The following is a 26,134-nucleotide window of genomic DNA, read 5'->3' as shown; positions in this document are numbered from 1 at the left end:
GCTGGGTACGCGGCCGTCGTCCATGTGCCGTCCACCTGGGCGTCGCCCAGCGGCAACGTGCCCTCCGCCTCCCCGATGTTTGCCCGCCGCACGGCCCGTCACGATGATTCGAAGGGTCCAGACCGGTGCTGCCCAGAACAGCGGCGCCGGCATACATCCCGCGGTCCGGCACGGGCCGCGACCGGGTCTGGAGAACCTCACGATGATCGTCCGAAGGGCCCTCACGGGCAGCGTGCTCGCCGCCGGGGTGCTCGCCGTCATGTACGGCACGGTCGCCCCCGCACAGGCCGAGCTCGCGCACGCCGCGCCCCCGACCGCAGCCGCCGCCGACGACCGCGAGGTCACCTGGAGCGTCCAGCCCGGCGGCCCCGAGGGCCCGGACGGACGCACGGAGCTCACCTACGACGTCGCGCCCGGCACCACCGTCAGCGACCGGGTGTCGGTGTCCAACTTCTCGGACCGCACCGCGTCGTTCCGCGTCTACGGGTCCGACGCGACCACCGACTACGACACCGGGGCCTTCACCCTGGTCGGCGCCGACCAGGCCTCCACCGGTCTGGGGTCGTGGACGTCCGTGGACTCCGGGGCAGCCGTCTGCCCCGACACGAACGACGACGCCGAGGCGTCCTGCGCCGCCGATCTGGGTGTCCTCGTGAAGCTGAAGCCCGGAGCGACCGCCAGCCTCCCGTTCACCATCACCGTGCCGCACGACGCGACGCCCGGCGACCACGCGGCGGGCATCGTGGCCTCCTTCCGCTCGGCTGCCGCGGACGGCGACGGGTCGGCCGTGCAGGTGGAGCAGCGGGTGGGTACCCGCATCTACCTGCGGGTCGACGGCGAGACGCAGCCCGCGCTCGATGTCACCGGCGTCGTCGCCGGGTTCGACGGCGTGGCCGACCCGTTCGGAGCCGGCACCGCGACCGTCGGGTTCGACCTGACCAACACCGGCAACACCCGCATCTCCGGCGAGCCGGCGGTCCGGATCACCGGGCCGTTCGGGATGGACCTCGGCGCGGCCGACGTCGACCCGGTCGAGAACCTGGTGCCCGGCGGCACCGCGCACGTCGTCGCCGAGGTGGCAGGGGTGCCGCCCGTGCTGCTGCTGTTCGCCGACCTCACCGTCACCCCGGCCGCTGCCGAACGTCCCGGCAAGGGGGCGGACGACGACACGCTGCCCGCCCCGGTGACGGCGTCGGCGCAGGCCTGGGCCGTGCCCTGGCCGCTGGCCGGGGTCGTGCTGGTGCTCGCCGGCGCGATCTGGGCCCTCGTGGCGTGGCGTCGGCGGTCGCGGCGCCTGCTGGGCGAGGAGCTGGCCGCCTACACCGAACGCGTCCGCGCCGAGGCCCTGGCCGAGGCCGGCACGCATGCCGAGACCGAGAGAGAGGTTCTCCGATGAGCCTGGGACACCTGCGGCGGCGCGTCGGCGGGCTGCTCTGCGCAGCGTCGCTGACGGCGGCTGCCGCGACGGGAACGCTGACGCTGTCCGCCGGGGTGGCGCACGCCGCTGACGACGAGGGCACGGGGGTGAGCGTGACCATCCCGGAGGGCGCACCCACCGACGACCCGACGGACGAGCCGACGGACGGCCCCGCCGACGAGCCCACGGGACCGGGAACCGGACCGACCTCAGGCGGAGGCGACGGCCGCGGGGGGTCCGGTGGGTCCGGTGGGTCCGGCGGCGCGTCGGGCGACGCCCCCGGCACGTCCGGGCCCGGCGGATCGGGCGGACCAGGCACCGGCGGTGGAGGCACCGGCGGTGGCAACGGAACCGGGGCCGCCACGGGATCGGACGGCGGCGCGGCCGACGCGACACCGTCGGGCACCCAGAAGTGCGTGCCGGAGAGGCCGCCCGTGCCGGCCGAACCCGCGACGGAGGGCGACATCGCGGCCCTGGACAAGGACGTGTACCTGCCCGGTCACAAGGTCACCGCGATGGCCGACGGATTCGGCAAGGGCGAGAAGGTGCAGCTGGTGCTGTTCGCCGAGCCACAGGTCGTCAGCACGCTCGAGGCGGACCGGAAGGGCACGGTCGAGGCCGTCTTCACCGTCTCTGGGAAGACCACGGCCGGCCCGCACACCCTGCAGCTCACGGGCTGGTGCGGCGACGTCGCGCTCGCGGAGCTCCTCGTGGGCTCGGCCGGCGGCGACGCGGCGGCCACCGGCGTGCCGGCGTGGGCCTGGTGGGCCGGCGGTGGCCTCGGCGTGGTCGGCGTCGGCGCGGGCGGCTGGTACGTGTTCCGCCTGATGCGCGCACCGGGCCTGTCTGCCGCCGGCGCGGAGGTGGCGGCCTGATGAGCAACCCACCGGCCAACACGTCAGGCACGACGGTCAAGGACCTCCCGGACAACCCGAGCCCGGCCGACGACGCACCGGCCAACCCGTACGCCGTGCGCAACACGTTCGGCGCCCGGTACAAGAACGCGCGCCTGGCAGCGGCGGCCGCCGCCGCGTCCACGCGGCAGCTCGCCCCGCGCGACGGGCGCTGGTGGGCCGGCGCAGCGATCATGACGATCTCGATGCTGCTGCTCGCGTTCGTGGCGCACACCGCGCTGTTCTCGACGGCGCAGCACCACCGCACGCAGCTCCTCGCCTACGACGAGCTGCGGACCACGCTGGCCAAGGCCGAGACGCCGGTGGGTCAGCTCGACCTGAACGGGGACCTGGTCGAGGCCGGCACGCCGATCGCGCTGCTGGAGATCCCGGCGCTGGGCGTCTCGGAGGTCGTGGCCGAGAGCTCGACCTCGCGGGTGCTGCGCTCCGGGCCGGGGCACCGGCGGGACTCCGTGCTGCCGGGCCAGGCCGGGACGTCGGTGATCCTGGGCCGCCAGGTCACCTACGGCGGGCCGTTCGGCGGCCTGGACCGGCTGGCGCCCGGCGACGAGATCCACGTGACCACGGGCCAGGGCGAGCACACCTTCCGGGTGTTCGGACTGCGGCACGCGGGCGACCCGCTCCCCGAGCCGCTCGCCCCCGGACAGGGCCGCCTGGAGCTGATGACCGCCGACGGGCTGGAACTGTTCCCGTCCGGCGTGCTGCACGTGGACGCCCAGCTCGTCTCGGACCTGCAGGAGACCCCCACCAAGGTGCTGGCCGAGCCGGCGCTCCCGGACGAGGAACGCGAGATGGCCGGCGACGACGGCGCCTGGTACATCGCCTTCTTCGTGCTCGTGTTCTTCGTGGCCGCCGGCGTCGGGCTGTGGTGGCTGTGGACCTCGTGGGGGCGGTGGCACGCCTGGCTGATCGGCGTGCCTGTGCTGCTTGCCCTCGGCGTGACCTGCGCCGACATCGTCATGGACGCGCTGCCGAACCTGCTGTGAAAGGACCTGGGATGACCATCGAGGAACAGTCCACCGGCACCGCCACGGCGGTGGCCCCCGAGCCCGCGGCCGACTGGCCGACGACGCCGGGCGCGGTGCAGGGACCCCCGCCGTCGAGCAAGGAGCTGTCCGTGCTGGACGCGCGGAACGTCTCCGCGTGGTTCGGCTCGCACAAGGTGCTCGAGCGCGTGTCGCTGACCATGCCCGCCGGCCAGGTGACGGCGCTGATCGGGCCGTCCGGCTGTGGCAAGTCGACGTTCCTGCGCATCCTCAACCGGATGCACGAGCTCGTGCCCATCGCTGCGCTGGCCGGTGAGGTGCGGCTCGACGGCGACGACATCTACGACCGGCGCAAGAAGATCCAGGACGCCCGCAAGGACATCGGCATGGTGTTCCAGAAGCCGAACCCGTTCCCGGCGATGTCGATCTACGACAACGTCGTGGCGGGGCTCAAGCTCACCGGCATCCGGGCGTCGCGCGACGAGAAGGACGCGCTCGTCGAGCGGTCCCTTGCCTCCGCAGGCCTCTGGAAGGAGGTCAAGGACCGGCTCGCGCAGCCCGGTGGCGGGCTCTCCGGCGGTCAGCAGCAGCGGCTCTGCATCGCGCGGTCCCTGGCCGTGCGGCCCAAGGTGCTGCTGATGGACGAGCCCTGCTCCGCCCTCGACCCGACGTCCACCCGGGTCATCGAGGAGACCATGGTGGAGCTGCAGAAGGAGGTGACGATCGTGATCGTCACCCACAACATGCAGCAGGCGCAGCGCGTCTCCCAGCAGTGCGCGTTCTTCCTCGCCTCGCAGGGCACGCCGGGCGCCATCGTGGAGCACGGGGACACCGAGGCGATGTTCTCCGAGCCGCAGGACGAGCGCACCTACGACTACGTCAACGGCCGGTTCGGGTGACCACGACCGCCGCGCGATGAGCGACAGCGGGGAGACGCCGCCCGGACCGGGCGAGAACGCGCCGGACGAGTCCACGTTCGGCGGGCGGTACGTGCTCGGGGACCTGCTCGGTGTGGGCGGGACGGCTTCCGTGTTCGCCGCGGAGGACACGGGCGCGGCGGGGGAGGACTCTGCGGCGTCCGGCCGGCCGGTCGCACTGAAGATCCTGCACCCCCACCTGAGCGCCGACGCCGCGTCCCGCGACGCGTTCCTCGCTGAGGCGCGCGCCGCCCAGGAGCTGCGCCACCCCAACATCGCGGCCGTGCACGACGCCGGCGTCGAGGAGACGGCAGGGGTCGCGCTCGCGTGGATCGCCCTCGACCTCATCGACGGCGGCAGCGTCGGCGAGCGGGTCGACGCCGACGGTCCGCTTCCTCCGGCCGAGGCCGCTGCCGTGCTCGACGGCGTGCTCGCGGCGCTCGCCGTCGCGCACGAGGTGCGGCTGGTGCACCGCGACGTGTCCCCGGCGAACGTGCTGCTGCACGGTGTGGGGCCCGGCGACGCGGTGCACGCCGAGCACGTGCGGCTCGTCGACTTCGGCCTGGCGGACGCCGCGGGCCGTTCCGCCGTCGGCCGTGGGGTGCTGCGGGCCGACGGCGACACGCTGCGCGCCGGACCGGGAGCCGACGGGTCCGCCGTGACCGTGGTGCTCGGCGTGGCGCCGGGCCGGACCACCGCCCCGGGACGGACCGCCGCCGTCGGGCCGGCAGCCGGCGCCGGGGCCGGGAACCAGGGCGGGGCCGGGGTGGCCCGGACGCGGGTCGCGGGTGGCGGTGACACCCGCACCGTGGTGGGCAACCCACAGTTCATGTCGCCCGAGCAGGCCCAGGGCCGCCCGGTGCGGCTCGCGGGTGACCTCTACCAGGCTGGCGCCCTGCTGTACTACCTGCTCACCGGCAGCCCGCCCTTCCCGCGCGACACCGACGCCCAGGTGCTCGACGCGCACGTGTCCGCGCCGCCGCCGGTGCCGTCGTCCCTGGTCCCGGGGGCGCGCGCGTTCGACCGGGTGGTCACGCGCGCCATGCACAAGACGCCGGTGCGGCGGTTCCGCGACGCGGAGGAGATGCGCGCCGCCCTGGTGCGGGCGACGGACGACCTGTACGACGCCACGCACGTACCTGCCGAAGCACCGCTGAGTGCGGGGGATCCGTCCGATCAACCGGCAGCAACCGGACAAATATCCAGCACTCAACGGTCGGGGGAGATGGAGTACCTCGCGCCGGTCGAAGAGGTGGGGGAGCCGGCGCCGGCCGCCAGGGGTGGAGCTGCGGGGGTCGGCGTCGTGGTGATCGGGCTGCTCGTGGCCGCGCTGGCCGTCTGGGCCGCCGTCGCGGCGCCAGGTCTCGCCGGGAGCGACCCGTCCCCGTCGCCCAGCGCCACCTTCTCGGCGTCGGCGGACCCGGCGCCGTCGCGCTCGGCCGACCCGTCGCCCTCGGCATCGCGCGACCCGTCCCCGACAGCGACGCCGAACCGGACCGCCACCCCGTCGCCGTCCGCCCCGCCGACGCCCACGGCGACCGCGACCGACGCGCCGCCGCCGGGTACGGAGCGGGTACGGGTGCCGGTACTGACCGGCACGCTCGCCGAGGCGCAGGCGGCGCTGGACGACGTCGGCCTGGTGCTCGGCGAGGTCACGCGCGCGGACGCGCCCGCACCCGCCGACTCCCTGCTCGGGCAGCGGCCCGGCGCGGGCCGCACCATCCGTGCGGGCGCTGCCGTGGACGTCACCGTCGCGAGCGGCCGCAATGCCGTACCGGCGGTCGAGGGTATGACGCTGGGCGCTGCGACGGCCGAGCTCGAATCGGCAGGCTTCGAGCCGGTGCTGGAGGACCCGAACGCGCCGCCCACCCTGCCCTCCTCCGGTACGACGCCCACGGCGGGCACGGTGCTGCGGCTCGGCGTGCGCGTGACCGTGCTGCTCGGGGAGCCGGAGCCCGAGCCGGAGCCGACGTCGACGCCGTCGGGCTCACCGTCCTGACGCCCGGAGCGCCCCGCCACGTGCTGCGCCGGAGCGGTTCGGCTCGCCGACGGGTCCCCGTAGCGCGCAGTTCACCTGCCCGTCAGTGCCCGACGCTTGCATGGGCACACCAGTCAGCCGGTGCTCAGCCGGCGGGTATGAAGGAGACGAGCATGCGCGCACGGACCATCGTCGGAGCGGCCCTCGCGGCCGCGACCCTGCTCTCGGGGCTGGCCGCGCCGGCGTCGGCCATACCGCCAGGGGCCGGTGTCGACCTGGGCACACCGCACGACGCCGCGCACGCCCACAACGACTACGAGCACGAGCGGCCGCTGCGCGACGCGCTGTCCCACGGCTTCACCAGCGTCGAGGCGGACGTCTGGCTCGTCGACGGTGAGCTGCTCGTCGCGCACGACCTCGTCGACGTGGACCCCGCGCGCACCCTGGAGAGCCTCTACCTGGACCCGCTGCAGGACCTCGCGCGCGGCCGCGGCCGGAGCGTCTACCCCGGCTGGGACGGCAGCGTCCAGCTCCTCATCGACATCAAGTCGGACGGCGAGCCCACCTACGCCGCGATCCACGAGGCGCTCGCCGAGCACGGGTCGATCATGACCCGCACCGTGCACGGCCGGGTCCAGGAGGGCCCGGTGACGGCCGTCATCAGCGGCAACCGGCCCCTGGAGACCATGCGGTCGCAGGCGGTGCGGTACGCCTTCTACGACGGACGGTCCGGCGACCTCGGCTCCGGGCTGCCGGCGAGCCTGATGCCGCTGGTCAGCGACAACTGGACCAGGCTGTTCACCTGGCAGGGCCACGGCGAGATGCCCGCCGCGGAGCGGGAGCGCCTGCACGCGTTCGTGGACGAGGCGCACGCGGCGGGCCACCGGGTCCGGTTCTGGGCCACGCCCGACCAGCCCGGCGCCGCGCGCGACGCGATGTGGACCGAGCTCGCCGACGCCGGCGTGGACCACATCAACACCGACGACCTGGCCGGTCTCGACGAGTTCCTGTCCGGCCGCTAGACCCGGCACCGTCCGGCACTGCCGGACCGTCGGGCCGGCATCGTAGGGTCGCACCATGACCAAGGAGCCGCTCCGGCAGGACGAGGTGGGGGCCTTCGAGAGCTTCCGGCCCCGCCTCGAAGCCATCGCGTACCGTCTCCTGGGCTCCGCGGCGGAAGCGGAGGACGCCGCCCAGGAGACGTTCCTGCGTTGGTCGGCCGCCGACCGGGAGCAGATCAGGGTGCCGGAGGCGTGGCTGACCCGCGTCCTGACCAACCTGTGCCTCACCCAGCTCGGTTCGGCGCGGGCCCGCCGCGAGGTGTACGTGGGCCAGTGGTTGCCCGAGCCGGTGCTCGGCGGCGACCCGATGCTCGGACCGGCCGACACCGCCGAGCAGCGGGAGTCCGTGTCGACAGCGATGCTCGTCCTGATGGAGCGCCTCACACCCAACGAGCGTGCGGTCTACGTGCTGCGGGAGGCGTTCGCCGTCGCGCACGCGGAGATCGCCGAGACGCTCGGTATCACCGAGGTCGCCAGCCAGCAGATCCTCCACCGCGCCAAGCAGCACCTGGCCACCGAGCGGCCCCGCGTCGCCGTCGACCGGACGGCCGCCCGGCAGGTCGTCGAGGAGTTCCTGGCGGCGGCCACGAGCGGCCGGACCGAACCACTGGTGCGGATGCTGACCTCCGACGCGATGGGCACGGGTGACGGCGGCGGCAAGATCCCGGCGCGCCGCAAGCCGTTCTTCGGCGCGGTGACCGTCGCCAAGTTCCTGCGCGGACTGTTCCGGCCGGCTCCGGCCAAGTGGGCGCTCCTGGGGGGTCGCCCCGACCTCTACGCCTGGACGGCCAACGGCCACCCCGCGCTGGTCGCCGTCGTGCGCGGCGAGCTGGTCGGCGTCATGACGCTCGAGGCGACCACCGAGGGCATCTCCGCGGTGCTCAGCCAGGTCAATCCGGACAAGCTGGGGCGCGCGGCCAGGCAGTGGGCGGCGTCGGACCCGGGAGACCCTCTCGAGGTCTGGTGAGGCCGGGGCAAGGGTGACCGCCATCACACGCCGGGGGTGTCAGGGACCGGGCGGCTGCTCGGTTCAGGGGGCACGGTCCCCCCACGGCAGGAGCTGATGAACGCATGAAGCACCGCATGGTCATTCTCGGAGCCGGATATGCCGGCGCCTCGGTCGCCGGTCGGCTGGCGCGACGGCTGCACCGCGACGATGTGGACGTCACCCTGGTCAACGCCGAGCCGGACTTCGTCGAACGGGTCCGCATGCATCAGGTGGCCACCGGGCAGGAGCTCCGGCACCGGCCGCTGCGCGACCTGCTGGCCTGCACGGGCGTCACCCTCCGGGTCGCCCGGGTCACCGCCGTCGACGTCGACCGCCGGACGGTAGCGCTCGCGGCGGCCGACGGCGGCCAGGACGGTGGCGGCGAGCTGTCGTACGACACGCTCGTCTACGCCCTGGGCAGCTCGCTGGACCAGCGCGGTGTGCCCGGTGTCGCCGAGCACGCCCACGAGGTCGCGAGCCGGCCCGGCGCGCTCCAGTTGCGGGACCGGCTCACGGAGCTGGCCCCCGGAGCCCGCGTCGTGGTGGTCGGGGGCGGCCTGACCGGTGTCGAGACGGCCAGCGAGCTCGCCGAGGCCCGCGGGGACCTGGCGGTCGCCCTCGCGGTGCGGGGCGGCCTGGGCGACTGGCTCTCGTCCGCGGGGCGGCGGCACCTGCGGGGTACGTTCGACCGCCTCGGCGTGACGGTCCACGAGCACACCGAGGTCGAGCGGGTCGGTGCCACCGAGGTGCTGACCGCCGACAGTGCCGTGCTCCCGGCGGACGTGACCGTGTGGTCGGCCGGCTTCGCCGTGCATCCCGTCGCCGCCGCCACGGCGCTGGAGGTCTCGGAGCGTGGGCAGATCGTCGTCGACGGCACCATGCGGTCCGTCTCCCACCCGGACGTCTACGCCGTGGGCGACGCCGCGCTGGCGGACGGCCCGCTCGGTACGCCCCTGCGGATGTCGTGCGCCTCGGGCATCCCGATGGCGTGGCAGGCCGCTGACTCCATCGCCGCGCGGCTAACCGGGGGAAAGCTCCCGAGCATGCCGCTCGGCTACGTGCACCAGTGCATCAGCCTGGGCCGGCGCGACGCCGTGATCCAGCTGGTCACCGCCGACGACCGGGCACGGCCCGCCGCGCCCGCCGGTCGCCTCGCCGCCGCCTACAAGGAGCTGGTCTGCACCGGCGCGGCGTTCATGGTCGCCCACCCGATCCCGTACCCGGTGCGCCGCCGCCGGCTGGTACGGCGCCCGGTCGAGCACACGAGGGTTTTCCCTACCGTGTGACCGGGCTGGCCCCATACCCCCTGCGTCGCGCGCTTCGTAGCGTCGTCACCGTGCTCGTGCAATCCGGCGCGGCACAGGGGGAACGGTGCAAGGAATGTTCACAGACAGTGGTGGTGCCACCGACGCGGTCCAGCTCACGGACGTCCGCAAGGTGTACGGCAAGCGCGGCAACACGGTGGTCGCGCTCGACGACGTGTCGACGCGGTTCGGCCGGGGCACGTTCACGGCGATCATGGGGCCGTCCGGCTCCGGCAAGAGCACGCTGCTGCAGGCCGCGGCAGGGCTCGACCAGCCGACGTCGGGCTCGGTGGTCCTCGAGGACCGCGAGCTCAGCACCATGGACGAGACCGAGCTGACGGAGCTGCGGCGGGACCGGGTCGGCTTCATCTTCCAGGCGTTCAACCTGCTCCCGGTGCTGACCGTGGAGCAGAACGTGACGCTGCCGCTGCGGCTCGCCGGCCGTAGCCCGGCCAAGGGCAGGGTGCTGACCGTGCTGGAGCAGGTCGGTCTGGCCGATCGGCGCAAGCATCGCCCGGCGGAGCTGTCCGGCGGGCAGCAGCAGCGGGTCGCCATCGCGCGAGCGCTGATCACCGAGCCCGCCGTCATCTTCGCCGACGAGCCGACCGGTGCGCTGGACACGAGGACCGCGCGGGACGTGCTCGGGCTGCTGCGGAGCTCGGTGCGGTCGGCCGGCCAGACGATCGTGATGGTGACGCACGACCCGGTCGCGGCGTCCTACGCCGACCGGGTGCTGTTCCTCGCCGACGGGCGGGTGGTGGGCGAGCTGCACTCGCCGACCGCTGACGCCGTCGCCGAGCGCATGACCCGCCTGGGTGCCTACGCGGACGAAGCATCCCAGCCGCCGTCGGCGGCCGTGGGAGGGCAGCACTGATGATGCAGCTCGCACTCCGCACCCTGCGGTACCGCACGGGCACGTTCGTGGCCGCGTTCCTCGCCATGTTCTTCGCCGCCGTCATCCTGATGGCCTGCGGCGGCCTGATCGAGACCGGCATCCGCGCGGCGGCGCCCCCGCAGCAGCTGGCCTCCGCCGACATCGTCGTCTCCGGCGACCAGGCGCACCACGCGCCGGGCGGGGACGAGGACGAGCCGGCGATCCTGCCCGAACGGGTCCGCGTCGACGCCGGGCTGGAGGGCACCGTCGCGGCGCTCCCGGGCGTCCAGGAGACCGAGACCTACGTCTTCGAAGGGGTGGCACCGGCGGGGACGGTCGACGCGATCGGCGTGGTCGCCGCACCAGGGACCGACGTGGACGAGCTCCGCGCGCGGATCGACGCCGAGCTGGGCGACACGGTGCTGACCCTCACCGGCGACGAACGCGGCCGGGCCGAGCTGCGCGAGGCCACGGCGACCAGCGTGAACGTCGTGTCGCTCGCCGGTGTCTTCAGCGCCTTCGCGCTCCTCGTGTCGGTCTTCGGGGTGTCCTCGATGCTCGGCCTCTCGATCTCCCAGCGGCAGAAGGAGCTGGCACTGCTGCGGGCCATCGGGTCCACGCCCCGCCAGGTCCGCCGGCTGGTGCTCCGCGAGACGCTGGTGCTGGCCCTGATCGCCACGGCCGCGGCCCTCGTCCCCGGCCAGTTCCTGGGCAAGCTCGTGTTCGACCTGCTCGCCGACCTGGGTATCGCCACGGCGGGCGTGGCCTTCCACCAGGGCTGGATACCGTCGGTGTCCGCGATGGTGATCGCGATCCTCGCGGCACTGGGCGGTGCCCTGGGAGCCGGCAGGAGGGCCGCCGGCGTCAAGCCGAGCCAGGCGCTCGCGGAGGCGTCGACCGAGGGCAGGCTGATCAGCGGGTGGCGAGTGCTCGCCGGACTGCTCTTCATCGCCGCCGGCGTCGGGCTGACCATCGTGACCGTCGCGGTGCTGAGCGGACCGCTCGCACCGGCCACGGCCGCGCCGGCAGTCATCGTGTTCACCATCGGGTTCGCGTTGCTGGCGCCCGTGCTGGCCAAGGTCATGATCCTCCTGCTCCGGTGGCCGGTGCGTGCGCTGGGCGGGCTGACAGGCGACCTCGCGGTGCTGAACGCGCAGGGCCGGACCGGGCGGCTGGCCGCCGTGATGGGGCCGGTCATCCTGCTGACCGGGGTGTCGACCGGCATGCTGTACCTGCAGACGACCAACGACACCGCCGACCGGGAGGCCTTCGCCGAGGGCATCGTCGCCGACGCGGTGGTGACCGCGCCGAGCGGGTTCGACCAGGGGCTGGTCGAGCAGATCAACCGGCTCCCGAGCGTCGCCGACGCGTCGGAGCACGTCAGCAGCGTCGGGTTCGTCGAGAGCCCGCAGGACGTCTCGCCGATGGGTGAGGGCTGGAGCCTCCAGGGGGTCACGGCCGAGAACGCGGCCGCCAGTACGCCGGCCGAGGCGACGACGGGAGCGCTCACCGACCTGCACGGCGACACGGTAGCGGTCGAGGACGAGCACGCCGGCCGGCTCGGCGTGGGCGTCGGCGACGTGATCACGCTCCGGATGGGGGACAACACCATGCTCGACGTGCGGGTGGTCGCCCTGTTCTCCGCGCCGGACGGCTACGACACGCTGCTGCTCCCGGCAGAGACGCTCGCCGCCCGCACCACCGAGGGGTTCGCGACGCGCATCCTGGTCAGCGCCCAGCAGGGCACCGCACCCGAGCAGCTGGTCACGGACCTGACCGAGCTGACCGCCGGCCGGGACGGGTTGACGGTCGCCGACCGGGAGGTGCTGTTCGACGAGTACGAGGAACAGACGAAGACGGCGTCCTACGCCATCTACATCATGGTGCTCATGCTCGTCGGGTACGCGGCGATCACGATGATCAACACCCTCGTGTCCAGCACGTCGGCGAGACGGCGAGAGTTCGGGCTGCAGCGGCTCGTGGGCTCGACCCGTCGGCAGGTGATGCAGATGGTCGGGATGGAGTCCGCCATCGTTGCGGTCACCGGTGTCGGCCTGGGTACCGCCGCCGCGATGGCGATCCTGGTCCCGGTCAGCCTCAAGCGCCTCGGCTCGGTGATCCCCGCCGGGTCCCCGCTGGTCTACGCGGCCATCGTGGGCCTGGTCGTGCTGCTGACCCTCGGTGCCGCGCTGCTCCCCGCGTGGCAGGCGACGCGTGGCCGACCGGCCGAGTCGGCCGTCGCCGTCGAGTAGCCGCTCACCGGCCGGCCACGTTGAGTGCTGGGGATTTGTTGGATCTCGTGCGCTGATCCAACAAATACCCAGCACTCAACGGGTGGGCGGGTGGGGGTCGGGGCGTCGGCGCGCCCATGAGCTCGTGATGTGCTCCCGCATGGCGTCCGCTGCGCCGTCGGCGTCCGCGGCGAGCAGGGCGGTCACGATCCGCTGGTGGCCGGCGTGCGTGTGCTCGATGTCCTCACGCGTCGGCTGCCCGCTGTACTGCGGGGTGTGCAGGGCCTTGCCCTGGATGTTCGACACGATCGCGCGGCCGAACGCGTCCTGCGAGGCGCGGTGGATCAGCTCGTGCAGCTCGACGTCGGTGGCCGCGTAGGCGGTCGGGTCGTCCATCTTCCCGGCGAGCTCGTCGAGCTTGGCCGACAGCGCCGTCCGGTCCGCGGCGTCGAGCCGGGCGGCGGCCCGTGCCGCCATGGCGCACTCGAGGGTGGCCCGGACCTCGACGAGGTTGTCGAGGTAGACGAGGCGGTCCGCGCGCTGGAAGAGCGCGTCCAGGACGAGGGGGTCGAGCAGGTTCCACTGCTCCTGGTCGAGCACCACGGTGCCCCAGCCCTGCCGGGTGGCGACGAGTCCCTTCTCGGCCAGCGTCGTGGTGGCCTCGCGGATGACCGTGCGGCTCACCTCGTACTGCTCGCAGAGCACACCGGCGGGCGGCAGGGCGGAGCCCGGCGCGTAGTCGCCGACGACGATCGCCGTGACCAGGCTCTTGATGACGGCCGCGGCGAGCGGGGGCCGGTGCCGTTGGGGCCGGGGCACGGCGGCACCGGCCGCCGGTGTCGAGTTCATGTCGTCGGTGACTCCATCGTGGGCGAGCCCGGCGGGGTGCCGCCGGACAACCCGAGGGTAGCCGAGTGTTGTACTATCGTCACTCGTATCATAAGTTATGACTGATATGCTGGCGGAACCCGCGAGCGTGCTGTCTCGACGATGCGGAGCACGATGCGAATCACCGGCTACCGGAGCCTGACCACGGTTCACCGCTGGGGCCGGCCAGTGGGCGACGTCAACGGCATCGTCGCCGGTGGCGTCACGGAGGTCCCGATCGTGCTGGTCGAGACGGACGCCGGCCTGACCGGCGTCGGCCTGGGCGCGCACACCGACGTCGAGCGGGTCTTTCCCGCGCTCGACGGCCAGGACCCGCGGGCCGTGACCGCGCTCTACGACCGGATGCTCGCGTTCGTGTTCAAGTCCGGGCACAACGGCGCGACCTTCGGCACCATCGGGGCCCTGGACATGGCCCTGTGGGACCTCAAGGCGAAGCTGGCCGAGGAGCCCCTGTGGCGCACGCTGGGCGCGACCGACCGGTTCGTGCCCGGCTATGCCTCGGGGCTGGAGTACGGGCTGGCCGACGACGAGCTCGCCGGCCTCTACGAGCCGTGGGCCGAACGGGGCTACACGGGTGCGAAGGTGAAGGGCGGTCTGGACGTCGACCGCGACGTGAAGCGGCTCGCCGCGGTGCGGGACGTGCTGCGCGTCAACAGCGACCAGCCCGCCATCATGTACGACGTGAACGAGGCGTGGGGCCGCCACCAGGCGGTACGGCTGGCACGCCGGGTCGAGGAGCAGGTCGACCTCACCTGGATCGAGGAGCCCGTGCGCCGCTGGGACGTGGCGGGGCACCGCGCCGTCGTCGCGGGCATCCACGGGGCGGTGGCCACGGGCGAGAACCTCACCGGGCTCGAGCAGTACCGGCAGCTGCTCGACGCCGACGCCGTCGGCGTGGTACAGGCCGGGAGCGTCTGGGGCATCACCCACTTCCTGCGGGTGTCGGTCCTCGCGCTCGGCCGGGACCTGCCCGTCAGCCCCGTGGCCTACGACGTCAACCCGCTCGCGCACGCCTCGGCCGCGGTGCCCAACCACCTCGTCACCGAGGTCCAGGACCTCGAGCTCCCCGTCGGCCTGCGGGCCGACCAGGAGATCGCCGACGGCGGGATCGTCCTCGGGGACGCGCCCGGCCTGGGGATCGAGGTCGACGAGGAGGTCATCGGCGCCCTCCGGGAGTCGGGGGAGTGGACCACCGTCGCCGGCCCACACGTGCGCCCGGCCGACGCCGGCCTCCGGCTCGCGCCCCGTCGGCCATGAGCGTGGGACCGACCACGGGCGCACCGGCGCCGCACAGGAGGATGACCAGCATGACGACCCAGCACCCCCGCGCAGTCCTGGCGTTCGGGCCGCCGTCCCTCGTGGACCGGATCTTCGGCCGCGAGGCGGCCGGGCGGCTCGCGGCAGTGCTCGACGTCGACGTCGGCCAGGTGCTCACCGAGGTCGCGTCCGACCGCGCGCGCCGGCTGCTCGCCGATGCCGAGGTGCTGGTCGCGGGCTGGGGCGCCCCAGAGGTCCCGGTGGAGCTCACGCCGCGGCTCCGCGCCGTCCTGTACGCGGGGGGCGTCGCGCGTACGTGCCTCGCGGACCCGGCGGCGCACGCCGCGCGCGGCGTGGTCGCGTCGAACGCACGGGCCGCCAACGCCGTACCGGTCGCCGAGTACACGCTCGCCACGATCCTGCTGGCGAACAAGGGCGCTCGGGCCGCGGAGCGCGAGTTCCGCGCGCACCGGCGCCTGCCGGACCGCGAGCGCGAGCCCTCCCGCCGCGGCAACTACCGGCGCACCGTCGGGATCGTCGGGGCATCGCAGGTGGGGCGTCGCGTGATCGAGCTGTTGCGTCCCTTCGACCTCGACGTCGTGGTGCACAGCCCGGAGCTGACGCCGCGGAGCGCGGCCGCGCTGGGCGTGCGCTGCGCGACGCTGGAGGAGGTCGCGGCGCAGAGCGACGTGCTGTCGCTGCACCAGCCGCTGCTGCCCGAGACGGTGGGCCAGGTCGACGCGCACGTCCTCGCGCAGCTGCCCGACGGCGCGACCTTGATCAACACGGCGCGTGGCGGGGTGGTGGACGAGGAGGCGCTCCTCGCCGAGCTGCGCACCGGCCGGATCGACGCCGTCCTTGACGTCACCGCGCCGGAGCCCCCGGCTGCGGACAGCGAGCTGTGGGACCTGCCGAACGTGGTGCTCACCCCGCACATCGCCGGGTCGACGGGGAGCGAGCTCCACCGGCTGGGCGACCTGGTGGCGGCGGAGGCCGAACGCTTCGTGCGCGGCCGTCCGTTCGCGCACCCGGAGGAGCTCGCGCCCGGTACGGCACCCGCGGCGGCGCCGACGAGGACGGAGCGCGGCCATGCGTGAGCGCCGCCTCCGGACCGGCACGCGGCTGACGGAGCTCGGCTTCGGCGCCGCCCAGCTCGGCAACCTCTACCGCCGCACCACGGATCAGGAGGCGCGCGACGCCGTCGACGCCGCCTGGGACGCCGGGATCCGGTACTTCGACACGGCTCCGCACTACGGGCTCGGGCTCTCCGAGCGCCGGCTGGGTGCGGCGCTCGCCGGGCGGCCGCGGGACGAGTACGTGCTCTCGACCAAGGTGGGCCGCGCCCTGGTGCCGACGCCGGAGCGGGCGCACCTGCGGGACGACGACGGGTTCGACGTGCCGGCGGCGTTCCGTCGGGAGTGGGACTTCACGCGGGACGGGGTGCTGCGGTCGCTGGAGGGCAGCCTCGACCGGCTCGGGGTGGACCGGGTCGACGTCGTCTACCTGCACGACCCGGACGCGCACTGGGCGCAGGCAGCCACCAGCGGGATGGCGGCGCTGGTGGAGCTGCGCGACCAGGGCGTCGTCTCCGCGGTGGGCGCCGGCATGAACCAGTCGGCGATGCTCGCCCGGTTCGTCCGCGAGACCGACGTGGACGTGGTGATGTGCGCGGGCCGGTACACCCTCGTGGACCGTGCGGCGCTGGCCGACCTGCTGCCCGCCGCACTCGACCGCGGTGTGGCGGTCGTGGCGGCCGCGGTCTACAACTCGGGGCTCCTGGCCGGTCCGCGGCCGCGGCCGGACGCCCGCTACGACTACGAGCGGGCGCCCGCCGACGTGCTCGACCGGGTGCACCGGATCGCCGACGTCGCCGAGTCCTTCGGGGTCACGGTCCCGGAGCTCGCGGCGCAGTACCCCCTGCGGCACGACGCCGTGGCGTCGGTGGTGCTCGGCATGCGGACGGCCGGGCACGTCACGACCAACGCCGCTCGGATGGCGGGTGCGGTACCGGACGAGCTCTGGGACGAGCTCGACCGGCACGGCCTCGTGCCACGCGACACAGGACGGAGCAACCGATGACTGAACGCACGGACGTCGACGTACCGGCGCTCGCCCGCTGGATGCGCACCTGGGTGGGGGCCCAGGGGCAGATCAGGGGGTTCCACAACCACAGCGTGTGGGGCACCAACCCCGCCACCTTCCTCGACTTCACGAGCGGGCACCAGGCCTTCTCGGCCCCGGCGACGGCGGCGTTCGCCGAGGCGCTGGCCCGCCGGCACGACGAGCGCGGGCTGGCCATGTGGCGCCGGATGATGCTCTTCCAGGCGCGGACCGTCCAGGCGGACGGCCAGTTCCGGCACATCGGCTTCCAGGTGGGGGAGTCGGCCACGGCGGGTCTGATCCACAACATGGTGGGCTGCGTCGGCCTGCTCGAAGGCCTCCGGCATGCCGGGCACCTGCTGGAGCCGGCCGAACGGGCCGAGGTGCTGGCAGCGGTCCGGACCGACCTCGACGCGTGCCGGGTGTACGGCGGGGGGCGGCCCACCGCGGAGGGCACCGTGAACCAGGAGTACGCCCGGGTCTGGGCCAAGCTGCGGTACGCGGAGCTGTCCGGCGACGACCGGTACGACGGCGAGCTGGCTGACGACCTCGACGATCTCGTGCGTCTCAGCCGGGTCCCGGGGGTGCCGGACCCCGAGAGCGCGGGCGCGTACCGCCAGCCGACGGACCGCGCGGGTGGCGGCATCCTGGAGCCGGCGGAGTACTACGGGCTGATGATCGTGCCCCTCGTGCTCGGCGCGCGGCGGTTCGGGCGGCCCGACCTGCTGGCCGAGGCGGTCCGGCTGAGCCTGCACGTGGCGCGGTCCGCCTGGGTGGACGAGCGGGGCTGCACCCGCTACCACCGCTACTGGTACGTGCGGGGGTCGACGGTGCTGCGGACCACCACGCCGATGCTCGTCGCCGGGATGGGGCTGAGCCTCTACGGCATCGACGAGGTCCTGGCCGACGTCGACCACCCGGAGCTCGCGGGCTTCGTGGACCGGTGCCTGGCGACGTACGCCGCGTACCAGGCCCCCGCCGGGTACTTCGCCTCCGCCACGGGCTGGCACAACGAGGCGGACGTGGCCCCGAGCACCGCGTGGCACGCGCACGACCTGCTGTTCCTCGTGCGGCACACGGAGACCCCGCCGTCGTTCTGGGACACGGTGTTCGCCGAGCACGACCGGCGGTCGGTGCTGCTGTCGGACCGTGCGTACTGGGTCGAGGACGGCGTCCACTGGGCGATCCTCAGCCCGGCGACCGCCGGCGACCTCAGCATCTACGGCCGCAAGGACCGCGACACGTTCGGACGGTCGTTCTTCGCGTGGACGGACAAGGAGCCGCTGCCCGCGGAGCTCGAGCTCCCGGACGCCCCGCAGTTCTTCGTCGCCGACGACGGGATCTACCGCCTCGACGGCTCCGAGCGGGCGGTCGACGTGTCGGTGCTCGGCGCGCTCCCGTACCGCGGGCACGTCCACGACGCGTGATCCTCCGGGACTCTTGCGTCAAACTTTGCACATGTAGTATGTATTACAAGTAGTCGTGCGCCGCTTCGGGACGCGACTCGGACCCAAGGCAGGGAGACAAAGATGTCAACTTCGTTCCGACGCCGGGCGCGCGGAGCCGTGGCCCTCGGCTTCGTCCCCGTGCTCGCGCTCGCGGCCTGCAGCTCGGGCGACGCCAGCGCGGAGACCGATGGTGACTCCGTGCGCATGCTCGTGAACATCACGGACAACCTCACGCAGGCCAAGTGGGAGGAGCTCGTCAAGCCCTTCGAGGAGGAGAGCGGGATCGACGTCACGATCGAGGGGCCCAGCGGCCAGTCGGTCGCCGAGTCGTTCCCCGCCCAGCTCGCTGCGGGCACGGCCCCCGACGTCATCCAGTCGATCGTGCCGGGTCCGGACACGGCACCGGAGCTCCTCGACCTCACCGAGTACGACTGGGCGTCCGGCACGCCGATGGCCGACCTGTACTCGACGGACGGCGCGATCAACGTCGTCGGCGTCGGGATGCAGGCCCAGTCGCTCATGTACTACAACGCGGACCTCTTCGAGGAGGCCGGGATCACCGAGCCGCCGACCACCTGGGACGAGCTCGACGCCGCGCTCGCCGCGCTCGACGCCGCCGGCGTGGCCACCCCCATCGCGTTCGCCTCCGACTGGGCGACCGGCGTGCAGGTGCAGGAGATCTGGCACCCGCAGCAGAACCTCACCACCCCGGGCTGGCAGCAGAGCGTGGCGGACGGTTCCTCGACGCTCGGCGACCAGTTCGAGCCCGTGTTCGAGCACGTCGCGGACTGGATCGAGGCCGGGTACACGACGGCCGACGACGTCGCGACGGACAGCGGGACGCAGGAGGCCAACTTCATCGCCGGCGAGGTCGGCATGTACCCGATGGGCTCGTGGTTCAGCACCACGCTCGCCGCGTCGCCGCCCGACTTCGAGGTGGGCGTCTTCGCGCCGCCGGTCGACGACGCCGCGGACGCGCCGGGACCCATGGGCGCGACCATCGCGTTCCCGTACATGGTCTGGAAGGGCGCGGCGAACCCGGACGCCGCGACCGCGCTCGTGGAGTACCTCGTGACCTCCGAGGAGGCGATCGCGACGCAGGCCGAGATGGACAGCTTCAGCCGCGAGGGCCTGGAGCCCAGCGACAACGAGTACGCCGAGCAGGTGCAGGCGCTGACCGACGGCGCGCCGTCGTTCGTGGTGCCGGGCAACCAGACCGTCGGGGACTACGCCCTGCCGGTGGCCGGGTTCAACCCCAAGTTCACCGAGCTCGTCCAGGGGCTGTGGCAGGGCCGGACGCCGGCGGACGTCGCGGCCGACCTGACGGCCTGGTACGAGGCGGAGAAGCTCGGCTGACATGCCTCGCACCACTACCTACCGACCGCCGGTCCCCCCGCCCACCAGGTCCCGGCGAGGGTTCGCCAGCAGCCTCGTGAACGGGCTGATGACGGTCCCGGCGGCCGCCGTCTACACCGGGCTGACGGTCGTGCCGGTCGGGTTCGCCGTCTACTACTCCTTCACGCAGTACAACGGGATACCCAGCCAGCCGCCGACCTGGGTCGGGCTCGAGAACTACGCGCGGATCATCCAGGACCCGATCGGCGACCTGCGGCCGGCGGTCTGGGTCACCACCCTGATCGCCGTGGTCGGCGCGTTCCTGGTGAACGCCGCCGCGCTCGGGCTGGCGCTGCTGCTGCGGCGGACCACACCGTTCAACACGTTCGCGCGGGTCGTGATGTTCTACCCGCACGTGCTGTCCGCGCTGATCGTGGGCTTCCTGTGGCAGGCGATCCTCGGACCGCAGGGGGCGGTGAACAACCTGCTCGAGAGCACGGGACAGTCCTCGCTGCCGTTCCTGGCGGACCCGGACTGGGCGCTCGCGACCCTGATCGCGGTCATCGTCTGGGCACAGTTCGGTGTCCAGCTCGTGCTCTACCTCGCGGGTCTGCAGGCGGTGTCGCCGGAGCTCCAGGAGGCCGCGCGGCTCGACGGCGCGGGCGGCATCCAGGTGTTCCGCCACGTCACGTGGCCGGCGCTCGCGCCGACCGTGACGGTCACGATCGTGACGTCGGTGCTCTCGCTGCTCAAGGTCTACGACGTCGTGCTCGGCCTCACCAACGGCGGGCCGGGCGACGCCACCCAGACGTGGGCGTACGAGGTCCTCGCGGTCTCGTTCGCGAACAACAAGGTGGGCCTGGCGTGCGCGCAGGCGGTGCTGCTCGTCCTGGTCGCCGGGATCCTGTCGTTCACCATCATCGCGCTGCGCAGGCGTGCCGAAGAAGGAGCGGAGGCCGTCGGATGACCAGGACCGCAGTGCGCTCGGCGACCCGCGTCGCCGTCGTGGCCGTGCTCTCGATCGCGATGCTCGTGCCGATGTACATCATGGTGGTCAACGCGTTCAAGCCGCAGCAGGAGATCCTGCTGGCGCCGCTGGGGCTCGACCTGGCGACCGCGACCACCGACCACCTCGCGGCCGCGTGGCAGAACACCAGCTTCCCCGTGGTCGAGGGCTACGCGGTCACCCTGTTCCTGGTGCTCGCGTGCAACGTCGTGGCGATCGGCACGTCCGTCCCCGCCGCGTACGTGATCGCCCGCACGCCGGGACCGCTGTTCCGGTTCCTGCTGTTCTTCTTCGTCGCGGGGATGTTCGTCCCGGCGCAGATCATCCTGGTGCCGGCGATCTTCGTGCTCAAGGCGACCGGGCTCATGGGGACGCTGCCCGGCCTGGTGCTCTTCATGGCCTCGACGATGATCCCGTTCACCCTGTTCATCTTCAGCGGCTACATCAGGATGCTTCCCCGGTCCCTGGACGAGGCCGCGTCGATCGACGGCGCGAGCAGACAGCGCATCCTGTGGACCATCGTCTTCCCGCTCATGCGGCCGATCGTGGCCACCGCGTTCATCCTCAACGCCCTGAGCGCCTGGAACGACTTCGTCAGCCCGCAGCTCATCCTGGGGCCCGGCTCGGAGTTCAAGACGATCACGACCGGGGTGTACGCCGCCGTGTCCACCTACACGACCAACTACGAGATCGTCTTCCCCACCCTGCTCCTCGCCGTCGTGCCGATCCTGGTGATCTTCGTGGTCATGCAGCGGCACATCATGGGCGGCCTCTCGACGGGTGCCGTGAAGGGCTGACCAGCGAGCTGCCCGTACCCGCCCCGACCTCACCAGCCCTCGCACCAAGGAGACCCCGATGACCGTCGACCTCACCGACCCCAAGCAGGTCGCCCAGGCGATCCAGTACACGAACGTCAACCCCGACCTGACCAGGGCGGGCGTCGTGCGGCACCTCGAGACGTGCGTCGAGTACGGGTTCGACGCCGCGATGATCGCGCCCTACTGGGTGTCGCTCGCCAAGGACGTGCTGGCCGGCACGGAGGTGCGGGTCGCGTCGACCCTCAACTTCCCGATGGCCAACGACACCCTGTCGATGCGGCTCGCCGCCCTCCGCGCGCTCGTCGCGGAAGGCGTGGACGAGTTCGACTTCCCGCCGCACCCCGGTCTGCTGCTGGGCGGCGACGAGGAGCTGTACGCGCGGGACGTGCGCGAGATCGTCCAGGTGGCCCACGCCGAGGGGGTGCGGGTCAAGGCGATGCTGGAGTTCGGCTTCCTGGAGACCGACGAGCTCAAGGTGCGGGCCACGCGCATCGCGTACGAGGCCGGCGTCGACTGGGTCAAGCAGTCCTCCGGCTGGGGCAAGGGCGGCCTCGCCGCGACCGAGCACGACGTACGGCTGCTCGCCGAGAACATCGAGCCGCCCTGCCGCGTGAAGGTGTCCGGCAAGGTCAACACCCTGGAGAAGATGGCGGCGCTCTTCGCGGCCGGCGCCGAGCTGGTCGGCACGAGCTCCGGCCCGGCGATCGTCGACGGCCTCGCGGGAGACCCCGATGCCTACTGAGCACCCCGCCGTCGCCGTCGTCGGCAGCTACGCGAAGGCCCTCGTGATGACGGCCGACCGGATCCCCGCACCCGGCGAGACCCTGATCGGCCGCGACTTCCGCGGCACCTTCGGCGGCAAGGGCTCCGACATGGCGGTCCAGGCCGCCCGGCTCGGGGCCGCCGTGACGTATCTCGGCGTGGTGGGCGACGACGCCTACGGCGCCGAGCTCCGCGACCTCCTGGAGCACGAGGGCGTCGACCTGCGCGGGCTGCGGGTCGCGCCCGGCGAGACCACCGGTGTCGGGTTCATCGTCAAGGACACGGCGGGCCGCAACGTCATCGTCGTCGACCCGGGGGCCAACGCCGCCTTCTCCCCGGCCGACGTCGACGCCGCCGCCGCGACGGTGCGGACCGCCGACGTCGCGCTCGCCCAGCTGGAGATCCCGCTCGGGACCGCGCTGCACGCGCTCTCCCTGGCGCACGCGCACGGCGTCACCACCATCCTGAACCCCGCACCGGCGGTCGACCTGCGACAGACCGACCTGAGCTCCGTGGACGTGCTGACGCCGAACGAGCACGAGGCGAAGGTCGCGCTCGGCCTGGGGCCCGACGACGTGGTCCCCGCCGCCGAGCTCGGTGCCCGGCTCCTCGCGCTCGGCGCACGGGCGGTGATCGTCACGCTCGGCGGGTCCGGCTCCCTGGTGGTCACGGCCGACCAGGTCACGGAGGTGGACCCGGTCCGCGTCGCCGTGGTCGACTCCAACGGCGCCGGCGACAGCTTCAACGCGGCCCTCGCCGTAGCGCTCGGGGAGGGCCGCGACCTGCCCGACGCGGCGCGGTTCGCCGGCACGGTCGCCGCGCTGAGCTGCGAGCACTGGGAGACCGTCCCGTCCTACCAGGACCGGACGACCGTCGAGGCGTACCTCGCCGCGAACCCGAACCCGACCGCGATCCCGACCCCGACGAGCACGGAGGCACGACGATGAGAGCCGGACGGATCCTGCACCCCGAGCTGGCCCGCGGGCTGGCCACCCTCGGCCACACCGACGTGGTGCTGGTCACCGACGCCGGGTTCCCGATCCCCGCCGGGGCCAACCGCGTGGACCTCGGGCTGACCCCCGGGCACATCGACGTCCGGACGGTGCTGCGGACGCTCCTCGACGAGATCTTCGTCGAGGAGGTGCACCTCGCCCGCGAGCTGAAGACGCACCACCCGCGCCTCTACGGCGAGACCCAGGAGATCTTCACCGGCTCCGGGGCCACCTTCCACGGGACCACGCACGAGACGCTCGTCGGGGAGTGGGCCCCGCGTGCCAAGGTGGTCGTGCGGTCGGGCTCGTTCGAGCCCTGGGCGAACTTCGCCCTCGTCGCGTCGACGGCGCCCTTCGACTGGTTCACCGACGACGACGTGACGATCCTGCCCGCCTACGTGGAACGGCGCCGGCTGATCACCGAAGCGGTCCGCCCCGACCTCCCTGAGGAGCAACGATGAAGTTCGCCCGGATCGGAACCCCCGGCCACGAGCGCCCCGTGGTGCAGGACGGCGCCGCGTGGCGCGACCTGAGCCCCCTCACCGCCGACGTCGACGGCGCGTTCCTGGCGTCCGACGGCGCCGCGCGCACCCGGGAGGCGCTCGCGGCCGGGACCCTGGCCCCGGTCGAGGCCGCCGGTGTGCGGTTCGGGGCCCCGGTGGCCCGGCCGTCCGCGATCTTGTGCGTCGGCATGAACTACGCGGCGCACGCCGCGGAGTCCGGCTCCGCCCCGCCCGAGGCGCCGGTCGTCTTCCTCAAGACGCCCCACACGATCGCGGGGCCGGACGACACCGTCACGATCCCGCGGGGGAGCCGTAAGACGGACTGGGAGGTCGAGCTCGCGGTGGTGATCGGCCGGCGCGCCCTCTACCTCGACTCGCCCGAGCAGGCGCGCGCGGCGATCGCCGGGTACACCGTGGCCAACGACCTGTCCGAGCGGGCGTGGCAGCTCGAGGAGTCCGGTGGCCAGTGGTCCAAGGGCAAGTGCGCGCCCGGGTTCACCCCGCTGGGGCCGTGGCTGGTCACCCCGGACGAGGTCGACGGCGCCGACCCCGCCGGCCTCCGGCTGCGGTCGTGGGTGAACGGTGAGCCACGCCAGGACTCCACGACGGCCGACCTGATCTTCGGCGTCGACGTGCTGGTGCACACGCTGAGCCAGTACCTGGCGCTCGAGCCGGGCGACGTGCTGCTCACCGGCACGCCGGAGGGCGTAGCCCTGTCGGGCCGCTTCCCGTACCTACGGCCGGGCGACGTCGTGGAGACCGAGATCGACGGGCTGGGCCGGCAGCGTCAGGAGTACGTGGCCTGGGCGCCCGAACCGGCCGGACCGGCCGCGGAGTCACCGGCATGACCGCCTTCGACGGCCTCGTCGCGGTGGTCACGGGCGGATCCTCCGGGATCGGCGCGGCCGTCGTCCGGCGGCTGCGGTCGGCCGGAGCGCGGGTGGCGGTCTTCGACGTCGACCCCGGGGCGGCCGACGCCGATCTCGCGCTCCGCGTCGACGTGGCGGACGCCGCGTCGGTCGACGCCGCCGTCGCCGCCGTCGAGACCCGGCTCGGGCGGTTGGACGTGCTGGTCAACAACGCGGGCATCGGTGCGCAGGGCACCGTGGCCGACAACGCCGACGACGAGTGGCTGCGGGTCCTGGACCTGAACGTGGTGGGCATCGCCCGCACGAGCCGGGCCGCGCTGTCGCTCCTGCGGCGCTCGCCGGCCGCCGCGATCGTCAACACGTGCTCGATCGCCGCGACCGCGGGCCTGCCCCAGCGCGCGCTGTACAGCGCCAGCAAGGGTGCGGTGCTGGCGCTGACGCAGGCGATGGCCGCCGACCACGTCGCCGAGGGCATCCGGGTCAACGCAGTGAACCCGGGCACCGTCGACACCCCCTGGGTGGGGCGGCTCCTGGCGCACGCCGCCGACCCGGCGGCCGAACGCGCGGCCCTCGAGTCCCGTCAGCCGCACGGCAGGCTCGTCTCCCCGGACGAGGTCGCCGAGGCGGTCGCCTACCTCGCGAGCCCGCTCGCGGGCTCGACGACCGGAACCAGCCTCGCGGTCGACGGCGGCATGCAGGCCCTCCGCGTGCGCCGGGGCTGACCCGTGGCCCCGAGGTGTGCGCGCTCGGACACAATGTCGCAACGGTCCGGAGCGGCCCGACGACCCTGACGGACGGCACGGGACACGCCGATCGAGGCGTGCACGCCGTTGGAGTCGGATCCGGTGCGGCCGGGATGCGGCCGGGCCGGGGCCGGCGCCCCCTTGGGTGGCACCGAGCACCCTCTGACATGCGGAAAGATGCCCGCATGAGGTTCGAGTATTTTGCAGTTCCGGACGACGAGACCGCAGCCCAGACCATCGATGGTGGCGAGATCGACGGCAGCGTGGGATCCCACGTCGTGGACCCTGCCTCGGTGCTGGGTCAGCTGGAGCGGCTGCTCGGTGGCCCGGTCGGCGACGACGGGCTGCGCAGCGCGCAGCTCGTGGCCGAGAGCGCCGACGGCGCCCGGCTCGTGATCCGGCTGTCCAACCACCTGGTGTCGCTGTTCGGCATGGTGCGACCGACGACACTGGACGACGTGGTCAGGCACTGGTCGCTGTCCCGCCGGTTCCGTCGCGCCGAACCGGAGGATCTGAACGCCTTCGCCGCCGGGCTGAACGAGCTGTGCAAGGGCACCGGCAAGCGCGTCTACTGCCGGGCGACGGCGGACGAGGCCGAGCTCGCCGTGGCCCTCGCCCCGGCCGGGGTCGGCGCGGGAGCCGACCCGGACGAGGACCGCCCCCTGCCCCGCCGGCGCTGAGCCACTGTCACCCTCCTGACAACGGTTCAGCAGGCTGACAACGGTTCAGCAGGCCAGGGGCGA

Annotated in this window: 24 protein-coding genes; 23 read left to right on the top strand and 1 reads right to left on the bottom strand. The window is 73.4% G+C overall.

What is annotated here, in order from left to right; translation table 11 throughout:
* Positions 1-202: 202 nt before the first annotated feature.
* The 10 genes from ACFSL2_RS12310 to ACFSL2_RS12265 all read left to right on the top strand — a co-directional run bounded on the left by ACFSL2_RS12310 (position 203) and on the right by ACFSL2_RS12265 (position 12,691).
* A complete protein-coding gene (locus ACFSL2_RS12310) occupies positions 203-1,396 on the top strand; it encodes a hypothetical protein (RefSeq protein WP_377198136.1) in 1,194 nt (397 codons plus the stop codon).
* Positions 1,393-2,292, top strand: a complete 900-nt coding sequence (locus tag ACFSL2_RS12305; protein ID WP_377198135.1) for a hypothetical protein — start codon at positions 1,393-1,395, stop codon at positions 2,290-2,292. The genes ACFSL2_RS12310 and ACFSL2_RS12305 overlap by 4 nt, the downstream gene beginning before the upstream one ends.
* Positions 2,292-3,317, top strand: coding sequence for a sortase (locus tag ACFSL2_RS12300; RefSeq protein ID WP_377198134.1), 1,026 nt, complete (start codon positions 2,292-2,294; stop codon positions 3,315-3,317). Before ACFSL2_RS12305 ends, ACFSL2_RS12300 begins: the two co-directional genes overlap by 1 nt.
* An 11-nt stretch (positions 3,318-3,328) precedes the next feature.
* Positions 3,329-4,216, top strand: coding sequence for a phosphate ABC transporter ATP-binding protein PstB (gene pstB / locus ACFSL2_RS12295; RefSeq protein WP_377198133.1), 888 nt, complete (start codon positions 3,329-3,331; stop codon positions 4,214-4,216).
* 16 nt (positions 4,217-4,232) lie between these two features.
* Positions 4,233-6,233, top strand: a complete 2,001-nt coding sequence (locus tag ACFSL2_RS12290) for a serine/threonine protein kinase (protein WP_377198132.1) — start codon at positions 4,233-4,235, stop codon at positions 6,231-6,233.
* A gap of 152 nt (positions 6,234-6,385) precedes the next feature.
* Positions 6,386-7,234 carry a phosphatidylinositol-specific phospholipase C/glycerophosphodiester phosphodiesterase family protein gene (locus tag ACFSL2_RS12285; RefSeq protein WP_377198131.1) on the top strand — a complete coding sequence of 283 codons (849 nt, stop codon included), beginning with the start codon at positions 6,386-6,388 and terminating at the stop codon, positions 7,232-7,234.
* Positions 7,235-7,289: 55 nt separating this feature from the next.
* Positions 7,290-8,240: an RNA polymerase sigma factor SigJ gene (sigJ, locus tag ACFSL2_RS12280; RefSeq protein ID WP_377198130.1), complete on the top strand. Its 951-nt coding sequence runs from the start codon at positions 7,290-7,292 to the stop codon at positions 8,238-8,240.
* A 104-nt stretch (positions 8,241-8,344) separates the two neighbouring features.
* Positions 8,345-9,547: an NAD(P)/FAD-dependent oxidoreductase gene (locus ACFSL2_RS12275; protein WP_377198129.1), complete on the top strand. Its 1,203-nt coding sequence runs from the start codon at positions 8,345-8,347 to the stop codon at positions 9,545-9,547.
* Positions 9,548-9,641: 94 nt separating this feature from the next.
* Entirely contained in the window at positions 9,642-10,439 is a 798-nt protein-coding gene (locus tag ACFSL2_RS12270; protein WP_377198128.1) for an ABC transporter ATP-binding protein, read from the top strand.
* Positions 10,439-12,691: an ABC transporter permease gene (locus tag ACFSL2_RS12265; RefSeq protein ID WP_377198127.1), complete on the top strand. Its 2,253-nt coding sequence runs from the start codon at positions 10,439-10,441 to the stop codon at positions 12,689-12,691. Before ACFSL2_RS12270 ends, ACFSL2_RS12265 begins: the two co-directional genes overlap by 1 nt.
* Positions 12,692-12,766: 75 nt before the next feature.
* On the opposite strand, the gene ACFSL2_RS12260 is transcribed toward ACFSL2_RS12265, so the two are convergent.
* The gene (locus ACFSL2_RS12260) at positions 12,767-13,519 is read right to left on the bottom strand and encodes a FadR/GntR family transcriptional regulator (RefSeq protein ID WP_377198126.1); all 753 of its coding nucleotides are present in this window, start codon (positions 13,517-13,519) and stop codon (positions 12,767-12,769) included.
* A gap of 153 nt (positions 13,520-13,672) precedes the next feature.
* On the opposite strand from ACFSL2_RS12260, the gene ACFSL2_RS12255 reads away from it, so the two are divergent.
* The 13 genes from ACFSL2_RS12255 to ACFSL2_RS12195 all read left to right on the top strand — a co-directional run bounded on the left by ACFSL2_RS12255 (position 13,673) and on the right by ACFSL2_RS12195 (position 26,071).
* Positions 13,673-14,815: a mandelate racemase/muconate lactonizing enzyme family protein gene (locus ACFSL2_RS12255; protein WP_377198125.1), complete on the top strand. Its 1,143-nt coding sequence runs from the start codon at positions 13,673-13,675 to the stop codon at positions 14,813-14,815.
* 50 nt (positions 14,816-14,865) lie between these two features.
* Positions 14,866-15,912 (top strand): hydroxyacid dehydrogenase, encoded by a 1,047-nt coding sequence (locus ACFSL2_RS12250; protein WP_377198124.1) that lies wholly within the window; start codon positions 14,866-14,868, stop codon positions 15,910-15,912.
* The gene (locus tag ACFSL2_RS12245; RefSeq protein ID WP_377198123.1) at positions 15,905-16,894 is read left to right on the top strand and encodes an aldo/keto reductase; all 990 of its coding nucleotides are present in this window, start codon (positions 15,905-15,907) and stop codon (positions 16,892-16,894) included. The genes ACFSL2_RS12250 and ACFSL2_RS12245 overlap by 8 nt, the downstream gene beginning before the upstream one ends.
* A complete protein-coding gene (locus tag ACFSL2_RS12240; protein WP_377198122.1) occupies positions 16,891-18,342 on the top strand; it encodes a hypothetical protein in 1,452 nt (483 codons plus the stop codon). The genes ACFSL2_RS12245 and ACFSL2_RS12240 overlap by 4 nt, the downstream gene beginning before the upstream one ends.
* A gap of 102 nt (positions 18,343-18,444) precedes the next feature.
* On the top strand, positions 18,445-19,719 hold the full coding sequence (locus ACFSL2_RS12235) for an ABC transporter substrate-binding protein (RefSeq protein WP_377198121.1): 1,275 nt from the start codon (positions 18,445-18,447) through the stop codon (positions 19,717-19,719).
* Between the two features lies 1 nt (position 19,720).
* Positions 19,721-20,665, top strand: a complete 945-nt coding sequence (locus ACFSL2_RS12230; protein ID WP_377198120.1) for a carbohydrate ABC transporter permease — start codon at positions 19,721-19,723, stop codon at positions 20,663-20,665.
* Complete coding sequence (locus tag ACFSL2_RS12225; RefSeq protein ID WP_377198119.1) at positions 20,662-21,501, top strand: carbohydrate ABC transporter permease; 840 nt, start codon at positions 20,662-20,664, stop codon at positions 21,499-21,501. The genes ACFSL2_RS12230 and ACFSL2_RS12225 overlap by 4 nt, the downstream gene beginning before the upstream one ends.
* Before the next feature lie 58 nt (positions 21,502-21,559).
* Complete coding sequence (gene deoC, locus ACFSL2_RS12220) at positions 21,560-22,264, top strand: deoxyribose-phosphate aldolase (protein ID WP_377198118.1); 705 nt, start codon at positions 21,560-21,562, stop codon at positions 22,262-22,264.
* Entirely contained in the window at positions 22,254-23,231 is a 978-nt protein-coding gene (locus ACFSL2_RS12215) for a ribokinase (RefSeq protein ID WP_377198117.1), read from the top strand. The genes deoC and ACFSL2_RS12215 overlap by 11 nt, the downstream gene beginning before the upstream one ends.
* Positions 23,228-23,737 (top strand): RbsD/FucU domain-containing protein, encoded by a 510-nt coding sequence (locus ACFSL2_RS12210; RefSeq protein ID WP_377198116.1) that lies wholly within the window; start codon positions 23,228-23,230, stop codon positions 23,735-23,737. The genes ACFSL2_RS12215 and ACFSL2_RS12210 overlap by 4 nt, the downstream gene beginning before the upstream one ends.
* On the top strand, positions 23,734-24,627 hold the full coding sequence (locus ACFSL2_RS12205) for a fumarylacetoacetate hydrolase family protein (RefSeq protein WP_377198115.1): 894 nt from the start codon (positions 23,734-23,736) through the stop codon (positions 24,625-24,627). The genes ACFSL2_RS12210 and ACFSL2_RS12205 overlap by 4 nt, the downstream gene beginning before the upstream one ends.
* Positions 24,624-25,370: an SDR family NAD(P)-dependent oxidoreductase gene (locus ACFSL2_RS12200; RefSeq protein WP_377198114.1), complete on the top strand. Its 747-nt coding sequence runs from the start codon at positions 24,624-24,626 to the stop codon at positions 25,368-25,370. Before ACFSL2_RS12205 ends, ACFSL2_RS12200 begins: the two co-directional genes overlap by 4 nt.
* 206 nt (positions 25,371-25,576) lie before the next feature.
* The gene (locus ACFSL2_RS12195; RefSeq protein WP_377198113.1) at positions 25,577-26,071 is read left to right on the top strand and encodes a hypothetical protein; all 495 of its coding nucleotides are present in this window, start codon (positions 25,577-25,579) and stop codon (positions 26,069-26,071) included.
* Positions 26,072-26,134 lie beyond the last annotated feature (63 nt).

Origin of the sequence: Promicromonospora aerolata (genome assembly GCF_042682255.1) — a bacterium.
Taxonomy (GTDB): domain Bacteria; phylum Actinomycetota; class Actinomycetes; order Actinomycetales; family Cellulomonadaceae; genus Promicromonospora; species Promicromonospora aerolata.
Note: the sequence above shows the minus strand (reverse complement) of the source record. Positions and strands in the feature narration are given on the sequence as shown.